Source organism: Klebsiella sp. ZJOU C1, assembly GCF_035620215.1.
GTDB lineage: Bacteria > Pseudomonadota > Gammaproteobacteria > Enterobacterales > Enterobacteriaceae > Klebsiella > Klebsiella variicola.
This window is the reverse complement of sequence record NZ_CP141644.1, coordinates 3,729,514-3,753,881: the sequence shown is the minus strand read 5'-3', so window position 1 is coordinate 3,753,881 and position 24,368 is coordinate 3,729,514. Positions and strand designations below refer to the sequence as shown.

The 24,368-nt window shown below is 61.4% G+C and carries 17 protein-coding genes; 5 read left to right on the top strand and 12 right to left on the bottom strand.

What is annotated here, in order from left to right:
- Positions 1–8: 8 nt before the first annotated feature.
- The 7 genes from yegQ to SPE70_RS17935 all read right to left on the bottom strand — a co-directional run bounded on the left by yegQ (position 9) and on the right by SPE70_RS17935 (position 12,762).
- Entirely contained in the window at positions 9–1,370 is a 1,362-nt protein-coding gene (gene yegQ / locus SPE70_RS17965) for a prephenate-dependent tRNA uridine(34) hydroxylase TrhP (protein ID WP_008804076.1), read from the bottom strand.
- Between the two features lie 318 nt (positions 1,371–1,688).
- Positions 1,689–2,411, bottom strand: a complete 723-nt coding sequence (gene baeR / locus SPE70_RS17960; protein ID WP_004201558.1) for an envelope stress response regulator BaeR — start codon at positions 2,409–2,411, stop codon at positions 1,689–1,691.
- Positions 2,408–3,910: an envelope stress sensor histidine kinase BaeS gene (gene baeS, locus SPE70_RS17955; RefSeq protein ID WP_012541063.1), complete on the bottom strand. Its 1,503-nt coding sequence runs from the start codon at positions 3,908–3,910 to the stop codon at positions 2,408–2,410. The genes baeR and baeS overlap by 4 nt, the downstream gene beginning before the upstream one ends.
- Complete coding sequence (locus SPE70_RS17950; protein WP_064144557.1) at positions 3,907–5,322, bottom strand: MFS transporter; 1,416 nt, start codon at positions 5,320–5,322, stop codon at positions 3,907–3,909. The genes baeS and SPE70_RS17950 overlap by 4 nt, the downstream gene beginning before the upstream one ends.
- 1 nt (position 5,323) lies before the next feature.
- The gene (mdtC, locus tag SPE70_RS17945; RefSeq protein WP_324726396.1) at positions 5,324–8,401 is read right to left on the bottom strand and encodes a multidrug efflux RND transporter permease subunit MdtC; all 3,078 of its coding nucleotides are present in this window, start codon (positions 8,399–8,401) and stop codon (positions 5,324–5,326) included.
- Positions 8,402–11,524: an MdtB/MuxB family multidrug efflux RND transporter permease subunit gene (locus SPE70_RS17940; protein WP_012541066.1), complete on the bottom strand. Its 3,123-nt coding sequence runs from the start codon at positions 11,522–11,524 to the stop codon at positions 8,402–8,404.
- On the bottom strand, positions 11,524–12,762 hold the full coding sequence (locus SPE70_RS17935) for an MdtA/MuxA family multidrug efflux RND transporter periplasmic adaptor subunit (RefSeq protein WP_012541067.1): 1,239 nt from the start codon (positions 12,760–12,762) through the stop codon (positions 11,524–11,526). The genes SPE70_RS17940 and SPE70_RS17935 overlap by 1 nt, the downstream gene beginning before the upstream one ends.
- A 342-nt stretch (positions 12,763–13,104) precedes the next feature.
- Here SPE70_RS17935 and SPE70_RS17930 point away from each other — a divergent pair, with 342 nt between their 5' ends.
- Positions 13,105–14,337 carry a dicarboxylate/amino acid:cation symporter gene (locus tag SPE70_RS17930; RefSeq protein WP_155869522.1) on the top strand — a complete coding sequence of 411 codons (1,233 nt, stop codon included), beginning with the start codon at positions 13,105–13,107 and terminating at the stop codon, positions 14,335–14,337.
- A 274-nt stretch (positions 14,338–14,611) separates the two neighbouring features.
- Here SPE70_RS17930 and SPE70_RS17925 read toward each other — a convergent pair whose 3' ends face one another.
- The 5 genes from SPE70_RS17925 to yegD all read right to left on the bottom strand — a co-directional run bounded on the left by SPE70_RS17925 (position 14,612) and on the right by yegD (position 19,931).
- Positions 14,612–15,223, bottom strand: coding sequence for a helix-turn-helix transcriptional regulator (locus tag SPE70_RS17925; protein ID WP_008804083.1), 612 nt, complete (start codon positions 15,221–15,223; stop codon positions 14,612–14,614).
- A 115-nt stretch (positions 15,224–15,338) separates the two neighbouring features.
- Positions 15,339–15,479: a small membrane protein gene (locus SPE70_RS17920; RefSeq protein ID WP_046621842.1), complete on the bottom strand. Its 141-nt coding sequence runs from the start codon at positions 15,477–15,479 to the stop codon at positions 15,339–15,341.
- A 237-nt stretch (positions 15,480–15,716) separates the two neighbouring features.
- Positions 15,717–16,418 carry a response regulator transcription factor gene (locus SPE70_RS17915; RefSeq protein WP_012541069.1) on the bottom strand — a complete coding sequence of 234 codons (702 nt, stop codon included), beginning with the start codon at positions 16,416–16,418 and terminating at the stop codon, positions 15,717–15,719.
- Positions 16,419–16,432: 14 nt separating this feature from the next.
- Positions 16,433–18,289, bottom strand: coding sequence for a sensor histidine kinase (locus SPE70_RS17910; RefSeq protein ID WP_023322983.1), 1,857 nt, complete (start codon positions 18,287–18,289; stop codon positions 16,433–16,435).
- Positions 18,290–18,578: 289 nt separating this feature from the next.
- Positions 18,579–19,931: a molecular chaperone gene (gene yegD / locus SPE70_RS17905; protein ID WP_077139368.1), complete on the bottom strand. Its 1,353-nt coding sequence runs from the start codon at positions 19,929–19,931 to the stop codon at positions 18,579–18,581.
- 137 nt (positions 19,932–20,068) lie between these two features.
- On the opposite strand from yegD, the gene alkA reads away from it, so the two are divergent.
- The 4 genes from alkA (at position 20,069) to asmA (ending at position 24,223) form a co-directional block, all read left to right on the top strand.
- A complete protein-coding gene (gene alkA, locus SPE70_RS17900; protein ID WP_077139367.1) occupies positions 20,069–20,917 on the top strand; it encodes a DNA-3-methyladenine glycosylase 2 in 849 nt (282 codons plus the stop codon).
- A gap of 114 nt (positions 20,918–21,031) precedes the next feature.
- Positions 21,032–21,673 (top strand): uridine kinase, encoded by a 642-nt coding sequence (udk, locus tag SPE70_RS17895; RefSeq protein WP_002912442.1) that lies wholly within the window; start codon positions 21,032–21,034, stop codon positions 21,671–21,673.
- A gap of 90 nt (positions 21,674–21,763) precedes the next feature.
- Positions 21,764–22,345 carry a dCTP deaminase gene (gene dcd / locus SPE70_RS17890; protein WP_004151145.1) on the top strand — a complete coding sequence of 194 codons (582 nt, stop codon included), beginning with the start codon at positions 21,764–21,766 and terminating at the stop codon, positions 22,343–22,345.
- Positions 22,346–22,375: 30 nt separating this feature from the next.
- On the top strand, positions 22,376–24,223 hold the full coding sequence (asmA, locus tag SPE70_RS17885) for an outer membrane assembly protein AsmA (protein WP_096834557.1): 1,848 nt from the start codon (positions 22,376–22,378) through the stop codon (positions 24,221–24,223).
- Positions 24,224–24,368 lie beyond the last annotated feature (145 nt).

Genomic DNA, 24,368 nt, shown 5'->3' with positions numbered 1-24,368 from the left:
CAAATTAACTAGTTACCGTGCGGATTTCTGGTTGTCTGACCAGTGAAGTTGCGCATCAGCAGCGCATACTGCAGGGGCAGGTCGTCCGGCACAGGCAACCATACGGTATAACCATCGCCCGGGGCCACCGGCATGGCTTCGCCTTTGCCATTTTCCATATGCTCGAGGGTGAAGTTGACGTTACCCTGCGGGGTCATCAGCTCGAGGCTGTCGCCGACGCTGAACTTATTTTTGACCGCCACGGCCGCCAGCGGGCCGTTACGCTCCCCGGTGAATTCGCCGACAAACTGCTGGCGCTCGGAGAGGGAGTAGCCGTACTCGTAGTTCTGGTAATCGTCATGGGTATGGCGGCGCAGGAAGCCTTCGGTGTACCCGCGGTGGGCCAGTCCTTCCAGGGTCTCCAGCAGGCTGGTATCAAACGGTTTTCCTGCGGCGGCATCGTCGATCGCCTTGCGGTAAACCTGGGCGGTACGCGCGCAGTAGTAGAAGGATTTGGTGCGGCCTTCGATCTTCAGTGAGTGAACGCCCATCTGGGTCAGACGCTCAACGTGGGCGATAGCCCGCAGATCTTTCGAGTTCATGATGTAGGTGCCGTGCTCGTCCTCAAAGGCGGTCATGTACTCGCCCGGACGTTTGGCTTCCTCAATCATAAAGACTTTATCGGTCGGCGCGCCGATGCCGAGGGTGGGCTCCACGGTCTGCACCGGGATCGGCTCATATTTGTGGACGATGTTGCCGACGTCGTCCTCTTTGCCTTCCGCCACGTTGTATTCCCAGCGGCAGGCGTTGGTGCAGGTCCCCTGGTTCGGGTCGCGCTTGTTGATATACCCGGAGAGCAGGCAGCGGCCGGAGTAGGCCATGCACAGCGCGCCGTGGACGAAAATCTCGATCTCCATCTCCGGCACCTGGCGGCGAATCTCTTCGATTTCGTCCAGCGACAGTTCACGCGACAGGATCACGCGGGTCAGCCCCATCTGCTGCCAGAATTTAACCGTCGCCCAGTTGACGGCGTTAGCCTGCACTGAAAGATGGATCGGCATCTCCGGGAAGTGTTCCCGCACCAGCATGATTAAACCCGGATCGGACATGATCAGCGCGTCCGGCCCCATCTCCACCACCGGCTTCAGATCGCGAATAAACGTTTTCAGCTTGGCGTTATGCGGGGCGATGTTGACCACCACATAGAATTTTTTACCCAGCGCGTGGGCTTCATTGATGCCGAGCTGCAGATTTTCGTGATTGAATTCGTTGTTACGCACGCGCAGCGAGTAGCGCGGCTGGCCGGCATAAACGGCATCGGCGCCATAGGCGAAAGCGTAACGCATATTCTTCAGCGTTCCCGCCGGGGAGAGGAGTTCTGGTTTAAACATGGTGTTCTCGTTCTGATGACAGGTCAGATTCGCCGCACCTGGTGCGGCGAGTTGGGGAGTGTCCCCACATTAAGGGCGGGCATTGTAGCGCCGCGGCGAAGGGGAGTAAATATCAGATGGGTATCTTTCAGTATGGCTAATTTGTTTGCCATTTTGAACCTGGGCAGTGCTCACACTGACAGCACTCATAACGCCTGGTGGGATAGGCTCTATGGCGTTCCCCGGGTTGCGGCGTAAACGCCTTACCCGGGCTACGGTGTGCAGAGGGCGGTGAACGTGTAGCCCGGCTAAGCGCAGCGCGAGCCGGGAAAAGGCTAACTACGCCAGTCGACAGGCGTCCGCTTCCCAGCGGTAGCCAACGCCATACACCGCGCGAATAAACGACTGCTCGGCGTCCAGCGCCTCCAGCTTGCGCCGCAGGTTTTTGATGTGGCTGTCGATGGTGCGGTCGGTGACTACCCGATAATCGTCATACAGATGGTTGAGCAACTGTTCGCGGGAGAAGACCTTGCCCGGCTCCTGGGAGAGGGTTTTCAGCAGCCGGAACTCGGCGGGAGTGAGGTCCAGCAGCTTGTCGCGCCAGGAGGCCTGAAAACGACCTTCGTCGACAATCAGCGGGCTCTGGGCGTCCAGCGCCTGCAGATCGCGCTGCGGCTTGCAGCGGCGGAGAATGGTTTTCACCCGGGCGACCACTTCCCGCGGGCTGTAGGGCTTGCAGATATAGTCGTCGGCGCCAATTTCCAGCCCCAGCAGACGGTCGATCTCTTCGATCTTCGCCGTCACCATTACCACCGGAACATCGGAGAAGCGGCGAATTTCCCGGCACAACGTCAGACCGTCGGTGCCGGGCAGCATCAGATCCAGCAGGATCAGGTGCGGCGGCGTCTGCCGAACGTAGGGCAGGACCTTGTCACCGTGGTTAATCAGCGTAGGCGCATAGCCGGCGGCTTGCAGATAATCAATCAGCAGCTGGCCGAGCTTCGGTTCATCTTCCACGATAAGAATGCGTGGGGTGTTTTCATCTACAGGCAATTCAGTCATACGTCTCTCGGTAAATCATGTTCCAGAGGTAACTCAACTTTAATGCTAACCCCGCCAAAAGGCGAATGGTCGGCACGCAGGGTGCCGCCGTGGGCCGCGACAATATTGAGGCAAATCGCCAGTCCGAGGCCGGAGCCGCCGCTGGCGCGGTTGCGCGATCCTTCCGCCCGGTAAAAGCGCTCACACAGGCGGGCCAGCTGCTCATCGCTGACGCCGGGGGCGCTGTCGGCGAAGTCAATCACCAGCATCCGGCCGCTGCGGCGGGCGGTGATGTGCAGGCTGCCGCCGCTGTCGGTATAGCGCAGGCTGTTCTCCAGCAGATTGTTGAAGAGCTGCATCAGGCGGTCGCGGTCGCCGAAGATCATCGCCTGCTCGGGGAGCGACACCTGAATGCTCAGCTGCCGGCTGGCGAAGCGCTCGCGAAAAGCGCCCGCGGCCACCTCCAGCAGGGTGATGATATCCAGCGACGTTTTCTGGTAGGCCAGCGCCCCCTCATCGGACATCGACAGCTGATGGAGGTCGTCCACCAGCTTGGTGAGGGTAGCCACCTCGGCCTGCAGGGAGGGGATGGACTCGGGGGTGAAGCGCCGGACTCCGTCCTGAATCGCCTCCAGCTCGCCGCGCAGCACCGCCAGCGGAGTACGCAGCTCATGGGAGATATCGGCCATCAGATCGCGACGCATCTGCTGGTTGCGCTCCAGGGTGCTGGCGAGCTGGTTGAAATCCTGCGCCAGGCGGCCGAGCTCGTCGCCGCCGGTCACCGTCACGCGGGTGGAAAAGTCGCCCGCCGCCAGCTTATGGGTGCCTTCCACCAGCCGCTTCACCGGCGCCAGCAGGCCGCGGGCCAGCGGGAAAGTGGCCAGCGCGGCAAGCAGGGTTGCAAGGGCGACAATCAGCCAGCTGGTGCGCTTTTGCTGCCGGTCGAAGTTAATATCGGTATTGCGCGTCAGCCGCTCTACCGGCGAGGCGATCACTTTGCCTACCTCCACGCCGTTGACCACAATGCTGCGCTGGGTGCCGTCCTCCGGTACGCGCTCACGGGGCCCCACCAGCACGCGGCCCGACTGATCGACCACCCAGAACATGGTGCGCCAGCCGTGGGGCGGCATTTCCGGCCTCGGCGGCGGGGTGTCGCTGGGGCCGTCGGGCGGCCCATCCGGCGGCGGCCCATCCGGCCCCTGACCCTCCATCGGACCCGGCTTCATGCCGTGTCCCGGCGGCGAACGGTCGTCGTTATCCCGTTCGAAGGTGCGCAGCAGCTGGAAGATAAAGCGGTCGTTGTTGCGCAGAAACGCCCAGCTGCCGTGCTGGGCATACTGCTCACTCAGCGCGTCGCTGAGCATGGTTAACCGCTGCTCATTACCGCGCTTGATGTAGTCGATAAACCCACGTTCGAAACTGATACGCACCGCCCAGTGCATGCTGATCAGCAGCACGATGCAGGTGGCGAAAATAGCGAGGAACAGCTTACCGGTAATGCCCGGGCGCCAAAATTTCACGATCCACTCCTGTTGCGTCGACGGATGACGGTATTAGTGCCGACGTCATCCGGTACCCGGGAAAAGATGAGCGCCGGGAGGGCGATGATCGCCGCCATGCTCAGATAGGTATAGAGAAAGACCTGATGGGTGCTGGCGGCGTCGAGGCTCATATGCTGTTGGCCATACAGCCCCAGCAGCAGCCCGGCGATGGTCACGCCGATACTCATCGACAGCTGCATCACCATCGACAGCAGGCTGTTGCCGCTGCTGGCCAGATCGTCCGGGAGATCTTTCAGCGTCAGGGTATTCATTGAGGAGAAGCGGCTGGAGTTGATCATCCCCTGCAGAAACAGGACCAGCGGCAACGCGTAATACCAGCCGGCCAGGGCGCTAAACATAAACAGCAGACTGACCGCCGCCAGGCCCAGGGTGCTGACGACCAGTACGCGGCGGTAGCCAAAGCGGTTGACCACCTGGACCACGATCTGCTTCATCCCCATGCTGCCGAGCACCATCGGGATCATCATCAGCCCGGCGTGAAAGGGGGAGAAGCCGAGGCCAATCTGCAGAAACACCGGGGTCATAAACGGCAGCATACCGCTGCCGATGCGTCCGGCGAAGCTGCCGCCGAGGCCGAGGGAGAAGGTGCGGTTACGAAACAGGTTGAGGCTGAACAGCGCCCGGGCGTTACCGCGGGCGTGCCACAGGTACAGCAGCAGGGCGGCGAGGCCGACGGCCACCAGCCCCGCCAGCCAGCGTGACGATATACCGAGCCCTTTCTGGCCGTCCAGCGCCAGGGTCAGGGTCGCCATCCCGGCGGCCAGCAGCAGAAAGCCGGAGAGGTCGAAGCGCCGGGTCTGCAGGGTGTAGTTGGGCATCAGGCAGAGGGTGGCGATGGCGCCGACGATCCCCACCGGGATATTGATGAGGAAGATCCAGTGCCAGGAGGCATACTCCACCAGCACCCCGCCCAGCGCCGGGCCGAGCAGCGGGCCAACCTGGCCCGGCAGGGTGACGAAAGTCATCGCCGCCATGTACTGATCGCGTGGGACGATCTTCATTACCGTCAGGCGACCAACCGGCACCATCATCGCGCCGCCGATCCCCTGCAGCACCCGCGCCATCACCAGCTGGTCAAGGGTGCTGGCCTGGGCGCAAAACAGCGACCCGGCGGTAAACAGCACGATGGCGGTGAAGAAGATATTGCGCACCCCGACCCGGTCGGCCAGCCAGCCGCTGGCCGGCAGCATGACCGCCACCGTCAGGACATAGGAGACGATGATCATATGCATATGCAGCGGGCTCTCCCCGAGGCTTTTGGCCATCGAGGGGAGGGCGGTGTTAACGATGGTGGTGTCCAGCGACTGCATAAAGAAGCCGAACGCCACTATCCATAGCTGCCAGCGCACGCTGGCCGGGAGGTCTGTCATGTTATTCGCTTACCGGTTGAGAGGAGTGACGCGAAAAACGCAACCGCAGACGGTCAAAGAAAAGATAGACCACCGGCGTGGTGTAGAGCGTTAACAGCTGGCTCATCACCAGACCGCCGACGATGGTGATCCCCAGCGGCTGGCGCAGCTCAGAGCCATCGCCCCCGGAGAGCACCAGCGGCAGGGCGCCGAACAGCGCCGCCAGGGTGGTCATCATAATCGGCCGGAAACGCAGCAGGCAGGCCTGGAAAATCGCCTCTTCCGGCGCCAGATTGCCGGTGCGCTGCGCCTCAAGGGCAAAATCGACCATCATGATGGCGTTTTTCTTCACGATGCCAATTAATAACATGATCCCGATAAGGGCGATTAGGCTGAACGGGGCATCGAATATCTCCAGCGCCAGCAGGGCGCCCACTCCGGCGGAGGGCAGCGTCGAGAGGATGGTCAACGGATGCACATAGCTCTCATACAGCATCCCCAGCACGATATAGACCGTGGCGATGGCCGCGAGGATCAGGATCACCTGCGCGTTCATGGTCTGCTGAAAGACCTGAGCGGTACCGGCAAAGGAGCCGCGCACGCTCGACGGCACCCCGAGCTGGGTCATCGTGCGGTTAATGGCGTCGCTGGCTTCCGACAGCGAGCGGCCGGTGGGGAGGTTAAAGGAGATAGTGGACGCCGCCGACAGCCCCTGGTGGTTCACCGACAGCGGGGCGTTGGCCGGCTGCCATTTGGCGAAATAAGCCAGCGGGATCGGCTTGCCCTCGCTATTGATAACAAACATCTTGTCGAGGGCGCTGACGTCCTGGGTGTAGGCCGGATCCACCTCCATCACCACCTTGTACTGGTTGAGCGGCTGGTAGATGGTGGAGATTTGCCGCTGGCCGAAGGCGTTGTTCAGCAGGTTGTTGGCGTCCTGGACGCTGATGCCGAGGCGCGACATCGTGTCCCGGTCATAGACCAGGTCCATTTCGGCGCCATTGTCCTGCTGATCCGAGTTGACGTCCGCCAGCTCAGGCAGCGCCGCCAGCGCTTTGCGGATCTTCGGCTCCCACTCGCGCAGCGCCGACAGGTCGTCGGACAGCAGGGTGTACTGATAGCTGGCGTTCGACTGCCGGCCGCCGACGCGAATATCCTGCACCGCCATCAGGAACAGGTTGGCCCCGGGCTCGTTGGCCAGCTTTTTGCGCAGCCGGTCGATCACCTGCTGCGCCGTCTCGTGGCGCTGGTCGCTTGGCTTGAGGGTGATAAACATCATCCCGCTGTTGACCCGCGAGCCACCGGTAAAGCCGGTGACGTTATCCACCGCCGGATCTTCACGAATGATCTTCATAAAGTCCTGCAGCTTGCCGCGCATCGCCTGGAAGGAGATGCTCTGGTCGGCCTGAATGCCGCCCATCAGCACCCCGGTGTCCTGCTCCGGAAAGAAGGTTTTCGGGATCGAAATGTAGAGCCAGACGCTGAGGGCGATGGTGCCGAGCACCACCAGGCCGGTCAGCCGGCTGTGCCTGAGCACCCATTTTAACGATTTCCCATAGCCGCCCTGCACGGCCACCAGCAGGCGGCCAAAGCCGCGGTTGCGCGTCGGCTGGTGGGGCTTGCCGCTTTTCAGCAGCCAGCCGCACATCATCGGCGTCAGGGTGAGGGACACCGCCAGCGAGATGCCGATCGCCACCGACAGGGTGACGGCGAACTCGCGCAGCAGGCGGCCGGGCAGGCCGCCCATCAGCAGCAGCGGCAGAAACACCGCCACCAGCGACAGGCTCATCGACAGCACGGTAAAGCCGACTTCGCGGCTCCCCTGCAGCGCCGCCTGCAGAGGTTTCATCCCCGCTTCCAGATGGCGGGAGATATTCTCCAGCACCACGATAGCGTCATCCACCACGAAGCCGGTGGCGATGGTCAGAGCCATCAGCGACAGGTTATTGAGGCTGAAGCCGCACAAATACATCGCGGCGAAGGTACCGATTAAGGAAACCGGGACGGCGACGGCCGGGATCAGCGTGGCGCGCCCCGAGCGCAGGAACAGGAATACCACGAGGATCACCAGCGCCACCGATATCACCAGCGTCTGCTCCACCTCCTCCAGCGAAGCACGGATGGTCGGCGAGCGGTCCTGGGCGATCTGCAGGTCGATAGCCGCCGGAATGGTCTGCTGCAGCTCCGGCAGGCGGGCGCGGATGCTGTCCACTGTCTGGATAATATTGGCTTCCGGCAGTTTGCGGATCATCAGCAGGATCGCCGGTTTGGCGTTGGTCATCCCGGCGTTGCGCACGTCCTGCACCGAATCCGAGACGGTGGCGACATCCCCCAGTCGCACTGCGGCGCCATTCTGGTAGTGGACGATCAGCGGCTGATAGTCGGCGGCGGTCTTCAGCTCATCGTTGGTCTGCACCTGCCAGCGGTGCGCGCTGTCCTCCAGCGCCCCCTGCGGTTTGCGCACGTTAGCGTCGCTGATGGCGGTGCGCACCGCGTCCAGCGACACGCCCTGGTTGAACAGCGCCTGCGGGTTGAGGTCGACGCGCACTGCCGGCAGGGAGCTGCCGCCGACGTCGACATCACCCACGCCGTCAATCTGCGCGATGGTCTGCGCCAACTGGGTGGAGGCGAAATCATACAGCTCACCCTGGGAGTAGGTGTCCGAGGTCAGCGTCAGGATCATGATTGGCGCATCCGACGGGTTGGCTTTGCGGTAGGTCGGCCGGCTGGGCATCCCGCTCGGCAGCAGGCTTTGCGCGGCGTTGATCGCCGCCTGAACGTCGCGCGCCGCGCCGTTGATATCGCGGTCGAAGTTAAACTCAAGAATGATGCGCGTACTGCCCAGCGAACTGGAGGAGGTCATCTCATTGACCCCGGCTATCCGTCCCAGGGAGCGTTCCAGCGGGGTGGCCACCGACGAGGCCATGGTTTCCGGGGAGGCTCCCGGCAGCGAGGCGCTAACCATGATCACCGGGAAGTCCACCTGCGGCAGCGGGGCTACCGGCAGCAGCCGGAAGCCAAGAATGCCGCACAGGGTGATGGCCAGCGAGATGAGGATCGTCGCCACCGGGCGGTAAATGAAGAGGGCGAAAAACTTCACTTACGCCTCCTCTTCCTGACGCGGGAAGCGGCGCTTCAGGTGCAGCGACAGGCGGTCGAACAGCAGATAGATCACCGGGGTGGTGAACAGGGTCAGCACCTGGCTGAGCATCAGACCGCCGACCATGCCGATCCCCAGCGGACGCCGCAGCTCCGCGCCGACGCCGGTGCTCAGCATCAGCGGCAGGGCGCCGAGCAGGGCGGCGAGGGTGGTCATCAGGATCGGCCGAAAACGCAGCAGACAGGCCTGGTAGATCGCTTCCCGCGGCGGCATGCCCTGTTCGCGTTCGGCGGCCAGCGCGAAGTCGATCATCATGATGGCGTTCTTCTTCACGATGCCGATCAGCAGAATGATGCCGATGATGGCGATCACGTCCAGCTCGCTGCCCGCCAGCCACAGCGCCAGCAGCGCCCCGACCCCGGCGGTGGGCAGGGTGGAGAGGATCGTGATCGGATGGATAAAGCTTTCATACAGCACCCCCAGCACGATATACATCGCCACCACCGCGGCGACCACCAGCCAGACGGTGCTGCCGAGCGCCGACTGGAAGGCCAGCGAGCTACCCTGGAACTGGGTGCGGATATCGGTCGGGAAATCCAGCGACTGTTCGGCGGCGAGGATCGCGTCCACCGCTTCGCCCAGCGAATAGTTGTCCGGGACGTTAAACGAGATGGTGGTCACCGGGAACTGATCGAGGTGGTTCACCGACAGCGGGGTAAAGCGCTGCTCCACCGTGGCGATGGCGGTCAGCGGCACGATGCCGCCGTCGCTGCTGGTCAGGCGGATATTATCCAGCGCCGCCAGGCCCGGCGTCGCCTCGGTATCCTGCTCGAGCACCACGCGATACTGATTCGCCTGAGTGTAAATGGTGGAGATCAGCCGCTGGCCGAAGGCGTTGTACAACGCGTTATCGACATCGGCCATTGAGATGCCAAGGCGGCTGGCGCTGTCGCGATCCACCTTGATATAGGCGGCCAGGCCTTTGTCCTGCCAGTCGCTGCTGACGTCGGCCAGCTGCGGCTGGGCCTGCAGGCGGCTGAGCAGCGGCGGCACCCAGGTGCTCAGCGCCTCGAGGGAGTTTGCCTGCAGGGTGAACTGGTACTGGGTGCGGCTCACCGTGGTGTCGATGGTCAGATCCTGGGTCGGCTGCAGGTAGAGCGCCACGCCCGGGACGCCGTCCACCGCCTGCTGCAGGCGGCTAATCACCGTCTGGACGCGGTCATCGCGTTCATCCAGCGGCTTGAGGTTGATCTGCAGACGGGCGCTGTTCAGCGCCGGGTTGGTGCCGTCGACGCCGACGAACGAGGTCAGGCTCTCCACGGCCGGATCCTTAAGGATAATGCTGGCCACCTGCCGCTGGCGCTCGGCCATGCTGGCGAAAGAGACCGACTGCGGCGCCTGGAGGGTGCCCTGAATAATACCGTTATCCTGGATCGGGAAGAAGCCTTTCGGGATAAAGACCCACAGGATTATCGACAGCGCCAGGGTGCTCAGCGCGACGCCGAGCGTCAGCCACGGATGGTTCAGCACCCGGCTCAGCCAGCGGCCATAGACGGCGATCACCCGTTCGAAGAAACGCTCGCTGGCCCGGGAGAAACGGTTCTGCTTGCGCAGCGATTCGTGGCTTAACATACGGGCGCACATCATCGGCGTCAGGGTCAGGGAGACCACCGCCGAGATAAGAATAGCGACGGCAAGGGTGACGGCGAATTCGCGGAACAGACGGCCGACGATATCGCCCATAAACAGCAGCGGGATCAGCACCGCGATCAGCGAGAAGGTGAGGGAGATAATGGTGAAGCCGATTTCCCCGGCGCCTTTCAGCGCGGCGGCCAGCGGCTTCTCGCCTTTTTCGATATAGCGCGAGATGTTCTCGATCACCACGATGGCGTCATCCACCACGAAGCCGGTGGCGATGGTCAGGGCCATCAGCGTCAGGTTATTGATCGAGAAGTCGAGGAACACCATCACCGCGAAAGTGCCCACCAGCGACAGCGGCACCGCGACGCCGGGAATAATGGTCGCCGGCACGTTGCGCAGGAACAGATAGATGATCATCACCACCAGGGCGATGGCCAGCATCAGCTCAAACTGGGTGTCGCGCACCGAGGCGCGAATGTTGGTGGTCCGGTCGGAGAGGACCTGCACCTTCACCGATTTCGGCAGGCTCTCGGTGAGCTGCGGCAGCATCTGGCGAATGCTGTCGGCGGTGTCGATGATGTTGGCCCCCGGTTGGCGCTGGACGTTCATCACGATGGCCCGCTGCTGGTTGGCCCACGCCCCGAGCCAGCTGTTTTCGGCCCCTTGTTCGACGCTGGCGACATCGCCGAGACGGATCGGCGCCCCGTTCTGATAAGCGATAATCAGCCGGCGATAATCCTCAGCGGACTGCATCTGATCGTTAGCGGAAAGCGTCACCGCGCGGGCCGGGCCGTCGAGGCTGCCTTTCGCCGAGTTAACGTTGGCGCTGGTGATAGCGGTACGCACGGTTTCGCTGGTCAGGCCGAGGGCGGCGATGGCCTGGGCGTTAAGCTTCACCCGCACCGCCGGGCGCTGACCGCCGGCGAGGGTCACCAGACCGACGCCGGAAACCTGGGAGATCTTCTGCGCCACCCGCGTCTCCACCATGTCCTCTACCTGGGTCATCGGGATCGCGGAGGAGGTGACGGCGAGGGTCATGATCGGCGGATCCGCCGGGTTCACCTTGCTGTACACCGGCGGGTTGGGCAGATCGCTCGGCAGCAGGTTGGTGGCGGCGTTAATGGCCGCCTGCACTTCCTGCTCGGCGACGTCCAGCGGCAGGGTTAGCTGGAACTGCAGCGTGACTACCGAGGCGCCGCCAGAGCTTTGCGACGACATCTGCTTAAGGCCGGACATCTGGCCGAACTGGCGCTCCAGCGGGGCGGTGATAGCGGAGGTCACCACGTCCGGGCTGGCGCCCGGATAGAGCGTAACCACCTGGATGGTCGGGTAATCGACCTCCGGCAGGGCGGAGACCGGCAGGAAGCGGTAGCCGATGATCCCGGCTAACAGGATCGCCACCATCAGCAGAGTGGTGGCGACCGGACGCATAATAAACAGCCGGGACGGGCCGCCGGTGCGGCCTGGGGGTAACACCTGCATCAGGAACGCGCTCCGTGTTTACCGCTCTGGCGCGGAGCGGGCTGCGCCTGCTCGCTGCCGCTGGCGGTGACAACTTCCACCTTCGCCCCCTCGGTCAAGCGGTCAATCCCGTCAGTGACCACGCGATCCCCGGCAGAAAGCCCGGCGCTGATGACCACTTTCTGGCTGTCCTGGATGCCGGGCGTCACGCTGTGTTTGCTGACTTTATTCTCGTCGTTCAGCACCCACACAAAATGCCCTTCGTTGCCCATCTGCAGGGCGGCGGCGGGGATCACCACCGCGTTCTCTTCGGTATCCACCAGCAGGCGGGCGTTAACGAACTGGTTGGGGAACAGCGCGTCGTCCAGATTGCTGAAGCGCGCCTTCAGCTTAATGGTCCCGGTGGTGGCATCGATCTGGTTGTCGAGACTCAGCAGCTCGCCGACGCTGATTTTCTGCTTATTGGTGCGATCCCAGGCTTCGACGCTGAGCGCTTTGCCCGCTTTCTGCGCCTGCACCACCGTGGCGATGCTGTTTTCCGGCAGGGTGAAGACCACATCAATCGGGTGCGTCTGGGTGAGAACCACAATCCCGGTGGTATCTCCGCTGGAGATCTGGTTGCCAATATCCACCTGCTTTAAGCCGACGCGGCCGTCAATCGGCGCGGTGATGCGGGTCCAGTCGAGCTGCAGCTGGGCGCTGGCGACGGCGGCTTCATCGGCCTTTACGGTGCCAGCGGATTCCACCACCAGCGACTGCTGGGTGTCGAGCTCCTGGCGGGAGACGAGGTTGGTTTTCACCAGCTGCTGGTAACGGGCGAGATCGCGGCGGGCGTTCGCCAGGGTGGCGTTATCTTTCGCCAGCTGACCCTGCGCCTGGGCGAGGGCGACTTTAAACTGGCTGGGGTCGATCTGCGCCAGCAGGTCGCCGGCTTTGACCTGCTGTCCCTCCTGGAAGTGAAGGCTCAGCAGCTGGCCGTCGACCCGGCTGCGCACGGTCACGGTATTGGCCGCCGTCACGGTACCCAGCCCGGTGAGATAGCGCGGCACCGCTTGTTCGGTCGCGGTCGCCGCCTGCACCGGCGCCAGCGCGCCGCCGAAACGGCCATGACGCGCGCCGCCCGGCCCCTGCGGGCCTTGTCCTGCTGCGGGAGCGCTGCTGCCGCTCGTGCCACGATCGTGCCAGAACCAGTAGGCGGCTCCGGCGATAATCACTACCGCCAGCGCGGCGCCCCAACGACGTATGTTACTGCCTTTCATTAGTTTACGGTCTCATCCTGAAGCGTTTCGCTGAATGATACTAGTTTAGTGAGGGAAGGGGCCGTAAAAATGGAGGAATTATGAAAAGAAGGTTGAGAAATGTCTGGATAACCGCCGCGACGCCGGGCGGTCTCGTTGTAGATTTCCGGGGTGATATCAACTTTTAGTTTAAAAAAGTAAAAAATAGTTGTATCCGGGAGGGCTTTAATTAGATTTATGCGGTGAATAAATCTGTGCATTTTCATAATAATAACATATGCACTTAAAAATCAACGTGTTAAATAATCAGGGGTCATTGTTGTGGCAAACGCAAACAAACTCACGCTCTTCATCGTCATTTTTATGCTGATGGGGATCCTCTCCGGCGCGGCTATCCATGCCTACGCGACGCCGACCACCATCTCCGCCTGGGCGGACAACATTACGCTGCTGACCGATCTGTTTCTGCGGTTGATCAAAATGGTCATCGCGCCGTTGGTGTTCAGCACTCTGACGGTCGGCATTATGCGTCTCGGCGAGACGGCGACCATTGGCCGGGTAGGCGGGAAGGCGATGGTGTGGTTCATCACCTCCTCGGTATTATCCATTCTCGTCGGGCTGGTGATCGTCACCTTCCAGCACCCGGGCGCCGGGTTAAACCTGGCGGTGCCGAAAGAGGCGGTGGATACCGGCCTGGCGGTCAGCGGCATGAGCCTGAAAGGATTCCTGTCGCACACCATCCCCACCAGCATCACCGAGGCGATGGCCAACAACGAGATCCTGCAGATTGTGGTGTTCTCGATGTTCTTTGGCATCGCCGGCGCGTCGCTGGGCGAGAAGTTTAATGCCCCGCTGGTGGCGGCCCTCAATGTGGTGTCGCACATTATGCTGAAGGTGACGGGCTATGTGATGTACGTTGCGCCGCTGGCTATCTTCGCCGCCATTTCGTCGGTGATTGCCTCCCAGGGGCTGGGGATCCTGCTCAACTACGCTTCGTTCATCGGCGGTTACTACCTGGCGGTGCTGTTGACCAGCGCGGTACTGATCGCCGTTGGCTATATGGTGCTGAAGAAAGAGGTCTTCCGTCTGCTGAATATGCTGAAGGACCCGGTGCTGGTCGCGTTTACCACCAGCAGCTCCGAAGCGGCCTATCCGAAGACCCTTGAGCGGCTGGTGAAGTTTGGCTGCTCGCGCAATATCGTCTCGTTCGTCCTGCCGATTGGCTACTCGTTCAACCTCGTGGGCTCGATGGTCTACTGCTCCTTCGCCGCGATGTTTATCGCCCAGGCCTATAACGTACCGCTGAGCTTTAGCGAGATTACGGTCATGATGCTGACCCTGATGCTGGCCTCGAAAGGCATCGCCGGGGTGCCGCGCTCGGCGCTGGTGGTGCTGGCGGCCACGATCCCCAGCTTCAATATTCCGGTTGCCGGGATCCTGCTGCTGATGGGTATCGACCATTTCCTCGACATGGGGCGCTCCGCCATCAACGTGTTGGGTAACGGCATTGCCACCGCCATGCTGTCGAAAAACGAAGGTCTGCTGACCGACGAGGAAGCACAGCCGGACTGGGAAGCCGAGAAAGCGGAAGCCTGATCCTGCCGCGCCCTTTCACAAAGGGCGCCATTCCACACGGAAAAAAAGACCCCTGACAGGCACGTCAGGGGTAATGTGACGAAGTATCAGTTTTCCTCGTAACTAGTCTTTTTTCTTATATAAAAACGCGCGGTAACGTCTTTATACCGAGGAAGCGTCAGAGTTTAACGTTATGTTCGGCAGCGCTGGCGCTTTTTTAGCATCCTGCGGCTATTTTCGGATTCCAGACAATATCACTACGGGAATATCTTATTCTCTTCTGTTCGCTATTTGCCTACCAACGCTCACGTAACAGATTCATAAACTGGAAAAAGTCGTGGTTATTATTCAGGCTGTATTTTTCCATAATCTTATTCTTATGGTAGGCGGCGGTGCGGGGACTGACGCGCTGCAGGGCGGCGATTTTACTCATGTCCAGCCCTTCAAGAATACCGTGCACCACAGCGGTCTGCGACCGCGACAGGACACGATGCGGGCAGCTGGCGCAGCTCAGTTCCCGGCTCGTGGCGTCAGTGGCCGACGGGTCCATACAATGCTGTAGTTCGCTTTTAATGATCGCCAGCAGTTGTGGAATACTGGCCGTTTTCAGCGAGACAAAAATGACCCCTTTCAGGCAATTAATCATGAAATCGTCTTCCGGCAGCTGGTCGTAGCTGTGGAGGATAATCAGAGAACTGCCTTTTTTTCTGTTTTTAATCAGGGTATTGCACAGATAGATTTCACCAGGGATCACTTCGCATATAATAATATCTTCGTCTGACAGGTCGTTATTGCGCCAGGAGAAACGGGCCCGCATATCGTCCCGGGAGAGATCATTAACCATGGCGACCAGCGATTCACGTACAAAGGTGTTGCGGGTATTGATGGTGACATTAATGTTTCTCATGGCGTTATTTCCTTATGCAAAACATAACGCCATGCTGTGACAAATCCTCCGGGCGTATGCGGTGTGTTGATTTTATAAACGTACCTGTAATCGTTTTTAATTATTATAAAGTGAATTATTTACGACGCGTCGAACGCTTATCGTTAAACGTAAACTTCTGCCGTCTCCTGTCTTTTAGATAGGAAATAAAACTGTATACAGAGATGCTGAAGAAAAATATGCATAGCAATAATATTAACCACGTTTGCATGGCCATCGTTTTTACCTTATTTGTGCTGCATGGTGTCAGAATTTACCGCGAACGGCTATTACGTTTTGTTATATGTTTTCCTGTCCACTGAAAATCATACGACATCATCCTGATGTGCTAGCACTATAAGAAAGTTCTTAAGCGCGTCGTCAGTCTCATTCCTCTCATTTCTCTCAGAAAATGAGAAAAATTAACACTTGCGAGTTATTCACCCCCCGCGCAGCGGCCAGATCGCGCTTTCGATCAGGAAATAAACGCCAGTCCTTTGCCAAAGATCGCTCGTACGGGCAGGTGGATCCCTTGCTGGCGCGCCTTATGGCGCAGGCGGCTAATCACCACGTCGATGCGGTGCAGGTCAGGCTCGCTGTCGTGGGAAAACAGGCAGGCATGGAGGTCCAGCTTGCTGCACACCTCGTTGCGATTGCGCATTAACAGCTCCACCAGACGGTACTCCTGCTGGGTTAACTCCAGCGTCCGGGCATCGGGAGAAATCAGTTTATCCTCATGCAGACGCCACAGTCCGGTGGCGGCGGATGACGCGGTGCCGGGCGCCTCCGATGGAAGGGCGGCGGGTCGATCCTGCTGCAGGCGGGCGCCAAGGGCGGTGAGGGTCTCCGCAAGGTGGGCGAAGTTAACCGGCTTAATCAGGTAAGCATCGGCCCCAAGGCTGAGCGCCTGCAGTTTATCCTGCTGCTGGCCGCGGGCGCTGACCACCACCAGACCGTAATGCCCCAGCTCATGCAGGTAGCTCAGCACGCTGAAGCCATCTTCCCCGGGCAGGCCGATATCAATCAGCACGATGTCCACCGGATGGCTATGCAGTTGTCGCCAGAAGGCTTCGGCGCTGCGCGAGCCCCACACCTCGAAGCCGCGATAGCCCAGCCAGGCCAGCAGTTCATCCAGCAGATCGGCGTTATCTTCAATTATCGCCAGCCGTAAAGCCATACGTCGTTCTCCTCTTAAGCAACCGTGGGGAGGGTGAGAATAAAGGTGCAGCCGTCCGGGCCATGCTCGGCCAGCCACAGTTTGCCATCATGAGCCTGCACGATCTGACGCGCAACATACAGTCCGAGACCGGTGCCGCCCGGCACCGGCGACGTGTGCTCGCCGCGACGATAGCGCTCAAAGATCAGTTCCGCTTGCCCGTCGGGCAGGCCCGGGCCGTGGTCGCGAATGCGCAGCTCGGTATGCCCGGCTTCGGAGCGGATATCGATGGCGATTTCACCGGGGGGCGAATACTTCACCGCGTTATCCAGCAGATTGGCGATGGCGATGCACAGCAGGCCGGCATCGGCCTGCAGCTGCGGGCTTTCCACCGCGCCGTGATGGCGGATGTTCAGGTAATGGTCGTGGGAGATGGCCACCACCGAGGCGGCCATGTTGATCACCGACAGCAGGGCGGTCTGCTGGCGATCGACGTGCAGGTCGTGTGAGGCGAGCCGGGCGTCGGCAAGGCAGTTATCGGTGAGCTGCACCAGACGGGTGGCGGCGCGCCCGATGCGATCGAAGCGCGCCTCCTGGCTGGCCGAGGCGGCCGAGAGGCGGAGATTTTCCAGCGCTGCCTGGATCACCGCCAGCGGCGTGCGGAATTCGTGCGCTACCATGCCCATAAACTGTCGCTGATGGAAGCTGGCTTCACGCTCAATCTGCAGCTCACGCGCCAGGCGCTGCTTCTGCTCCAGCTGGCGGTTTTCAGCGCGCACCCGCAGGATGGCAATGATCAGCACCGTAATGATGTGGACGATCAGCGCATACTGCCAGAGGGAATAGATCGCCATATGGAACGGGATTATCCCGTGGATAGACAACTGCACCAGCACCGCGGCGGCGACGTAGAACGGCGGCAGCAGACCCAGCAGCAGGGTGTTACGGTCGATAGCTTTTTTGCGCCACAGCCACCAGGAGGTGAACAGCAGCACCGGGGTGATAATGATGAAGATCACCCCTTCAATCTGCATCGCGAAGCCGTAAAACCCGAGCGGAATACTGACCTGCAGCACCAGGTTGAGGACCACCGCGGCGATCAGTAGCTGATGAAGCCGCGGCATATTCTTCTTCAAATCAAAAATCTCGCTGTGCAGCCAGAGGGCGGTAGCATAGCTGAACAGGGAGAGGCTGCTGATCATGAAGTCCTGGAACGGCAGCGCCGCGTGGCCGAAAAACCACTCCGGGAAGCCGTGCAGGGCGGCCACCAGCGGATAATTGAGCGAGAAAAGACAGATGCCCCACAGCAGACGCCGGCGCAGGGCCAGCGCCAGCCACAGCGCCACGCCGCTGGCGACGGCGGCCAGGCCGAAATAGAAGCTCCAGAAAGCGGTGTCGGCGGTCGCCCGCTGCACAAATTCCTGCGGCGAAGAGAGCGAGGCCAGCAGGATCAGGGTGCTGGTGCTCTGCAGGCGAAAGACCACCTCATAGCCGGCGGCGGTTGGCGGCGGGGGGATAATCAGTACGCTTTCCCGGTAGTGCAGGTCGCTCTCGCGGGCGACGTCGCGGTCGCCAAAGGTGCGCTGTTCCCAGGGGGCATCGCTGCCCAGAGGTCGGTAGTAAATGGTCAGATGGTCGACAAAAGAGGGGCCCAGCTGCAGCCAGCGCGGCTCCCCGGCAAACCACGTTCCCGGCAGCTCGCTGCGCAGCCACCAGGTTTTTCGCGAATAACCAAAGGAGGGGATCTGCCGGGTGGTGGCGAGCTGGTCTGTGGGCAGGGCGGCGAAGCGATCGATGGTCATCTGGCCGCTGGCGTCCGCGTACCACTGGACCGGAATATCAATGCCCACCTGGCGCGTCGCCGCCTGCGCCTGTGGGGCGACCAGCAGCAAGAATAATCCACAGCTGAGCAGCCAGCCTGCCAGGAACTGCGGCCGGCAACGCCGGACCGCTGCGAAGATCGCAGACACCCTTTTCAATCACGCCCCCTTGCGGCATGCCAACGATACAGACCGCAGACATCTGGCTACGGTATGGATAATACGCCCCCTGAAATGGGGAAGAGTGGACAGGCCTGTCCGGACGAACAGGCCATTTTGCGTGGGAGACCAGGAATATTCCAGTGTAATCTGCAGCGCCACGATCAGGACAGACCTGCTGCGCGGCGGCGGTGGGCTGGGGTTAGCGGAAAACCACCTGCGCCCAGCGGGCCAGCCCGGCGGTTACCGAGCCAAAATCATCGCCACCGGCCAGCGGAATACCCGGCAGCTGGGCGGCCAGCGCCTTTTTGATCAGCGGCGAGCGGGCGCTGCCGCCGGTAAGATAGATCACGTCCGGGGTGGTCTGGCTGCTGTCGAGCGCGAGCTGCACCTGTTCCATAATGCGGGTCAACGGTTGATCCAGCGCCGCTTCCAGACCCTGCTGGGCGATGGCGGTGGCCAGCTCGTCCTGAATAAACGGCAGCGCGGTTTCGACGCTGGCGGCGCTGGAGAGGGCGATTTTGCTCTCTTCGGCGCTGCGCACCAGACGATAGCTGAGACGCTGGCGCCAGACCTTGAGCAGCAGAGCCACCTTGTCGGCATCCCGGGCGCTGCGCAGCAGATCGTTAAGCAGACGGCCGTTGGCGGTGCTGTAGAAATCACTCTGCGCCGGCACGTCGTTGATGGCCACCGCGTTCCACCACGGGAGGATCGGCAGCGCGGTGCCTTTCTCCGTTTCGCCGCCCATACCGAGAAGGGGCATCAGGCATTTGAAGGCCAGGGCAATGTCGAGGTCGTTGCCGCCGATGCGGCAGCCGCTGTGGCCGAGCAGGCTCTGCTGGCGGTCGGCGCGCTCCCGCCACTGCGGGCCCATCAATAGCAAGGAACAGTCGGTGGTCCCACCGCCGATATCGACGACCAGCACCCGCTTTTCTTCATTGAGGGTGGCTTCGAAATCGAGCCCGGCGGCAACCGGTTCAAACTGGAAGACCACATCGTGGAAACCGGCGCGGAGAGCCGCCCGCTCAAGGATCCCCTGCGCCTGGGCGTTCGCGTCGTCGCCGCCGAGGCCCTGGAAGTTAATCGGCCGGCCAATCACCGCCTGGTCGATCTGCTCGGGCAGCTGGCTCTCAGCCTGCAGTTTGATGTGCAGCATCATGGCGCAGACCAGGTCTTCAAACAGGGCCACCTGCTGCGGCTTCAGCCCGCTGGCGCCGAGGAAGGATTTTGGCGATTTAACGAAGTAGACCTCTTCCGGATCTTCAACATACTGATGCAGCGAGGCGAGACCGAACTGCACGCTGTTGCGCAGCACCTCGATGTCTTCGTCGCGGTTGGCGGCAATGGCCCGGCGCAGCAGCGCCTGGTTTTCATCGCTGTGGGTGGGGACGTCATGATGGCGATAGAGCCACTCGCTGACCGCTTCGCGCGTTGGCGCGCAGAGCATCGAGGGCAGCAGCGCGCTGCCGTTTTCCAGTGTCAACAGCTGAGGGGTGTTTTCCCGCATCACGGCCACCGAACAGTTGGCGGTGCCGTAGTCAAAACCAATAAACATCGTCTGCAAAATCCCCATGCCGGTGAAGAAGGGGGGCGACTTTAGCGGATCGTCGCCAAGCCGACAACTGGAATTTAAAAGCAAGGCGCTGACGGTCAAGGGCGACTATCATTGAAACGCTATATAAAGGAGAGCTTATGGTGCTGTTACCCTGGACCCCGCCTTACGACTGGGCGTGGATGGTTGGTTTTCTGCAGGCGCGTGCCGTCGCCGGCGTCGAGCGCTTTGATGAAGGAGGCTATAGTCGCAGCTTTGGCGTTGAAGGGCATCGCGGGCTGATTCATCTGGCGCCGGACGAGGAGGCGCAGGGCCTGTGGGTGACCCTCTCCCCGGGGCTGCAACCGGTGGCGGAGATCTGCTATGCGCGAATTGGCCAGCTGTTTGATTTAGCCTGCGACCCGCGGCAGGTCGCCGGGGCGTTGGGCTTTCTGGCCCAGGCGCGGCCGGGGCTGCGCCTGCCGGGGGCGCTGGATGCCTTCGAACAGGCGGTGCGGGCGGTGCTGGGCCAGCTGGTGAGCGTGGCGATGGCCGCCCGGCTCACTGCCAAAGTGGCTGCTGGCTGGGGCGAACCGCTGGCGGAGGTGCCCGGCTATGTGTTATTCCCGACGCCAGAGGCGCTGTCCCAGGCCGACCCGCAGGCGCTGAAGGCGCTGGGAATGCCGCTTCGGCGCGCGGAGGCGCTGATCCACCTCGCCCGGGCGGCGCTCAGCGGCGAGCTGCCCCTGACGGCGCCAGCGGACATCGATGCCGGGCTGCGTCAACTGCAGAGCCTGCCCGGGATTGGCCGCTGGACGGCAAACTACTTTGCTCTGCGCGGCTGGCAGGCGAAAGATATCTTTTTGCCGGATGATTACCTGATTAAACAGCGTTTTCCGGGAATGACCCCGGCCGCCATCGCTCGCTATGCCCGTCGCTGGCAGCCGATGCGATCGTATGCGCTGTTGCATATCTGGTATACCGATGACTGGGTCCCGGCGGCGGAATAGCCGTCCGGGGCGCATACCACTGGTATCGGGACGCTGAAATCCCTATAATTGCCGCGTTTGGCGGTCCGCCGCCACCCTCCATCTCTATCCAGGTTAATCAGGTCGCAAAAATTTATGACTGATATGTCCCATCAGTGCGTCATTGTAGGTATCGCCGGCGCATCGGCTTCTGGCAAAAGTCTTATTGCCAGTACTCTCTATCGCGAATTGCGTGAACAAGTTGGCGACGAACATATTGGCGTCATTCCGGAAGACAGCTATTACAAAGATCAAAGTCATCTGTCGATGGAAGAGCGCGTCAAAACCAACTATGACCACCCGAGCTCAATGGACCACAGTCTGTTGTTCCAGCACCTGCAGATGCTGAAAAGCGGCCAGCCGATTGAACTGCCGGTCTATAGCTACGTCGAGCATACCCGCACCCCGAACACCATTCACGTCGAGCCGAAGAAGGTGATCATTCTTGAAGGGATCCTGCTGCTGACCGACGCGCGCCTGCGTAACGAGCTTAACTTCTCTATTTTCGTCGACACCCCGCTCGATATTTGCCTGATGCGCCGTATTAAGCGCGACGTTAACGAGCGCGGCCGCTCCATGGACTCGGTGATGGCCCAGTACCAGAAGACTGTGCGCCCGATGTTCCTGCAGTTTATTGAACCGTCGAAGCAGTATGCCGACATCATCGTGCCGCGCGGCGGCAAAAACCGCATCGCGATTGATATTCTGAAGGCCAAAATCAGTCAGTTCTTTGAATAACCTGGCCGAATTGTGTAACGTGCAAAGAGTAGCCCTGTTGCCCTCTCCGCCGCGAAGCGTGCGGGAAGCAGCCTTATAAGGAGAAAGCCCATGCGTCTGTGTGACCGAGATATCGAAGCCTGGTTGGATGAAGGGCGACTCGCCATCAATCCGCGCCCACCCGTTGAGCGTATTAATGGCGCGACGGTTGATGTACGGCTGGGTAATAAATTCCGCACCTTCCGCGGCCACACGGCGCCGTTTATCGATTTAAGCGGTCCGAAGGCCGAGGTCAGCGCCGCGCTGGACCGCGTGATGAGCGAAGAGATTGTCCTGCCGGAAGGGGAGGCCTTTTTCCTGCATCCGGGCGAACTGGCGCTGGCGGTGACCTATGAGTCAGTCACCCTGCCTGCCGATCTGGTGGGCTGGCTGGACGGACGCTCCTCACTGGCGCGGCTGGGGCTGATGGTGCACGTTACCGCGCACCGCATCGACCCGGGCTGGTCCGGCTGCATCGTGCTTGAGTTCTACAACTCCGGCAAACTGCCGCTGGCGCTGCGCCCGGGAATGCCTATCGGCGCGCTGAGCTTTGAGCCATTATCGGGCCCGGCGGCCCGGCCGTATAACCGCCGTGAAGACGCCAAATATCGCGACCAGCAGGGCGCGGTGGCGAGCCGAATCGACAAGGATTGATAACGTCAACGGGGTGTTGCTGAGGGTGCCATGAGACGAATACTGACAACGCTGATGATCCTGCTGGCGGTCATTGTCGCCGGGCTTACCTCGTTGGTATTGCTGGTCAATCCCAACGATTTTCGCGCCTATATGGTGCATGAGGTGGCAGAGCGCAGCGGTTATCAGCTTGAACTCGATGGCCCGCTGCGCTGGCATGTCTGGCCGCAGCTCAGCATTCTCAGCGGACGCATGACGCTGACCGCCCGGGGCGCCGAAGAGCCGGTGATCCGCGCCGACAACATGCGCCTCGACGTGGCGCTGCTGCCGTTGCTGTCGCACCAGTTGCAGGTGAAGCAGGTGATGCTCAAGGGGGCGGTGATCCAGCTGACCCCGAAAACCGAGGCGGTTCGCGATAGCGCTGCGCCGGTGGTGCCGCATGACAACACCCTGCCGCAGGCCCCGGAGGACCGCGGGTGGTCCTACGACGTGCGCCAGCTGCAGGTGGCCGACAGCGTGCTCTTCTTCCAGCATGAGAACGGCGAGCAGGTCACTGTGCGTGATATCCGCCTGCAAATGGAGCAGGATGAGAATCACCGGGCCACCGTCGACTTCTCCGGCCGGATCAACCGCGACCAGCGCGACCTGGCGCTGAGCTTCTCCGCTACCGTGCAGGGCGGCGACTATCCCCACTCCTTAAAAGCCGATTTTAGCCAGCTAAGCTGGCAGCTGCGCGGCGCCGAGCTGCCCCCTGATGGCATTAATGGCCAGGGCAGCCTGCAGGCCAGCTGGCAGGAAGATGGCAAAACCCTGCGCTTTGACAACCTGAATCTGATGGCCAGCGGCAGCACCCTTACCGGCAACGGCAGCGTGGTGCTGGGGGATCGCCCGGACTGGTCGCTGGATCTCCACGCGACTACCCTGAATCTCGACAGCCTGCTGGCGCCCTCCTCGCCAGCGACCGACAGCAGCGCCAGCCAGCAGGGCCAGAGCCAGACGCGACCGCTGCGTCCGGTGATCGCCGACAGCGATGAGCGCGAAGATTACCAGAGCCTGCGCGGCTTTAACGGCCGGATGGCCCTGAGCGCCGACCAGTTGCAGTGGCGCGGCCTGAACTTCACCCAGGTGCAGAGCGAAATCAGCAACCAGCAGGGGCTGCTGACGGTCAGCAAAATGCAGGGCAACCTCGACGGCGGGCAGCTCTCTCTCCCCGGCACTCTGGATGCCCGTGGCGACACGCCGCAGGCGACGTTCCAGCCGGCGCTGCAGAATGTGGAGATCGGTTCGCTGATCAAAGCCTTTAACTATTCATTAAACCTGACCGGCAAGCTGTCGCTGACCGGCGAGTTTTCCGGAACGCGCATTGACGCGGATGATTTCCGCCGTCACTGGCAGGGGCAGGCCCAGCTGCAGATGGCCGATACCCGTACCGAGGGGTTGAATTTCCAGCAGCTGGTGCAGCAGGCCGTGGAGCGCAGCACCAACGTGCGGGCGCAGGAGAATTACGACAATGCCACCCGCCTGGATTCCGTGAGCAGCCAACTGATGCTGGATAACGGGGTGGTGACGCTGAACCGCCTGCAGGGGCAGTCCGACGTGATGGCGATGACCGGCGAAGGTCAGCTTGATCTGCAGAAAGAGAACTGCGATATGCGCTTTAACGTGCGCGTGCTCGGCGGCTGGAAAGGGGAGGGCAAACTTATCGACCGCCTGAAACAGACCGCCATCCCGCTGCGCATCTACGGCGACTGGCAGTCGCTGAGCTACAGCCTGCAGGTCGATCAAATCCTGCGCAAACAGCTACAGGATGAAGCGAAGCAGCGTCTCAACGACTGGGTTGAGCGTAATAAAGGCAGCAAAGAGAGCAAAGACGCCAAGAAGCTGCTCGATAAGCTGTAATCTCCACCCCGCGGCCCGGGCCTTCCGGGCTGCGAGATTGTCGTCAGAGGGTGATGTCATGTTGATGCCGGGTGGCGGCTACGCCTGACCCGGCCTGGGGGATATGCGCAATATCATCAGCTTGAGTCGCTATCCATGTAGGCCT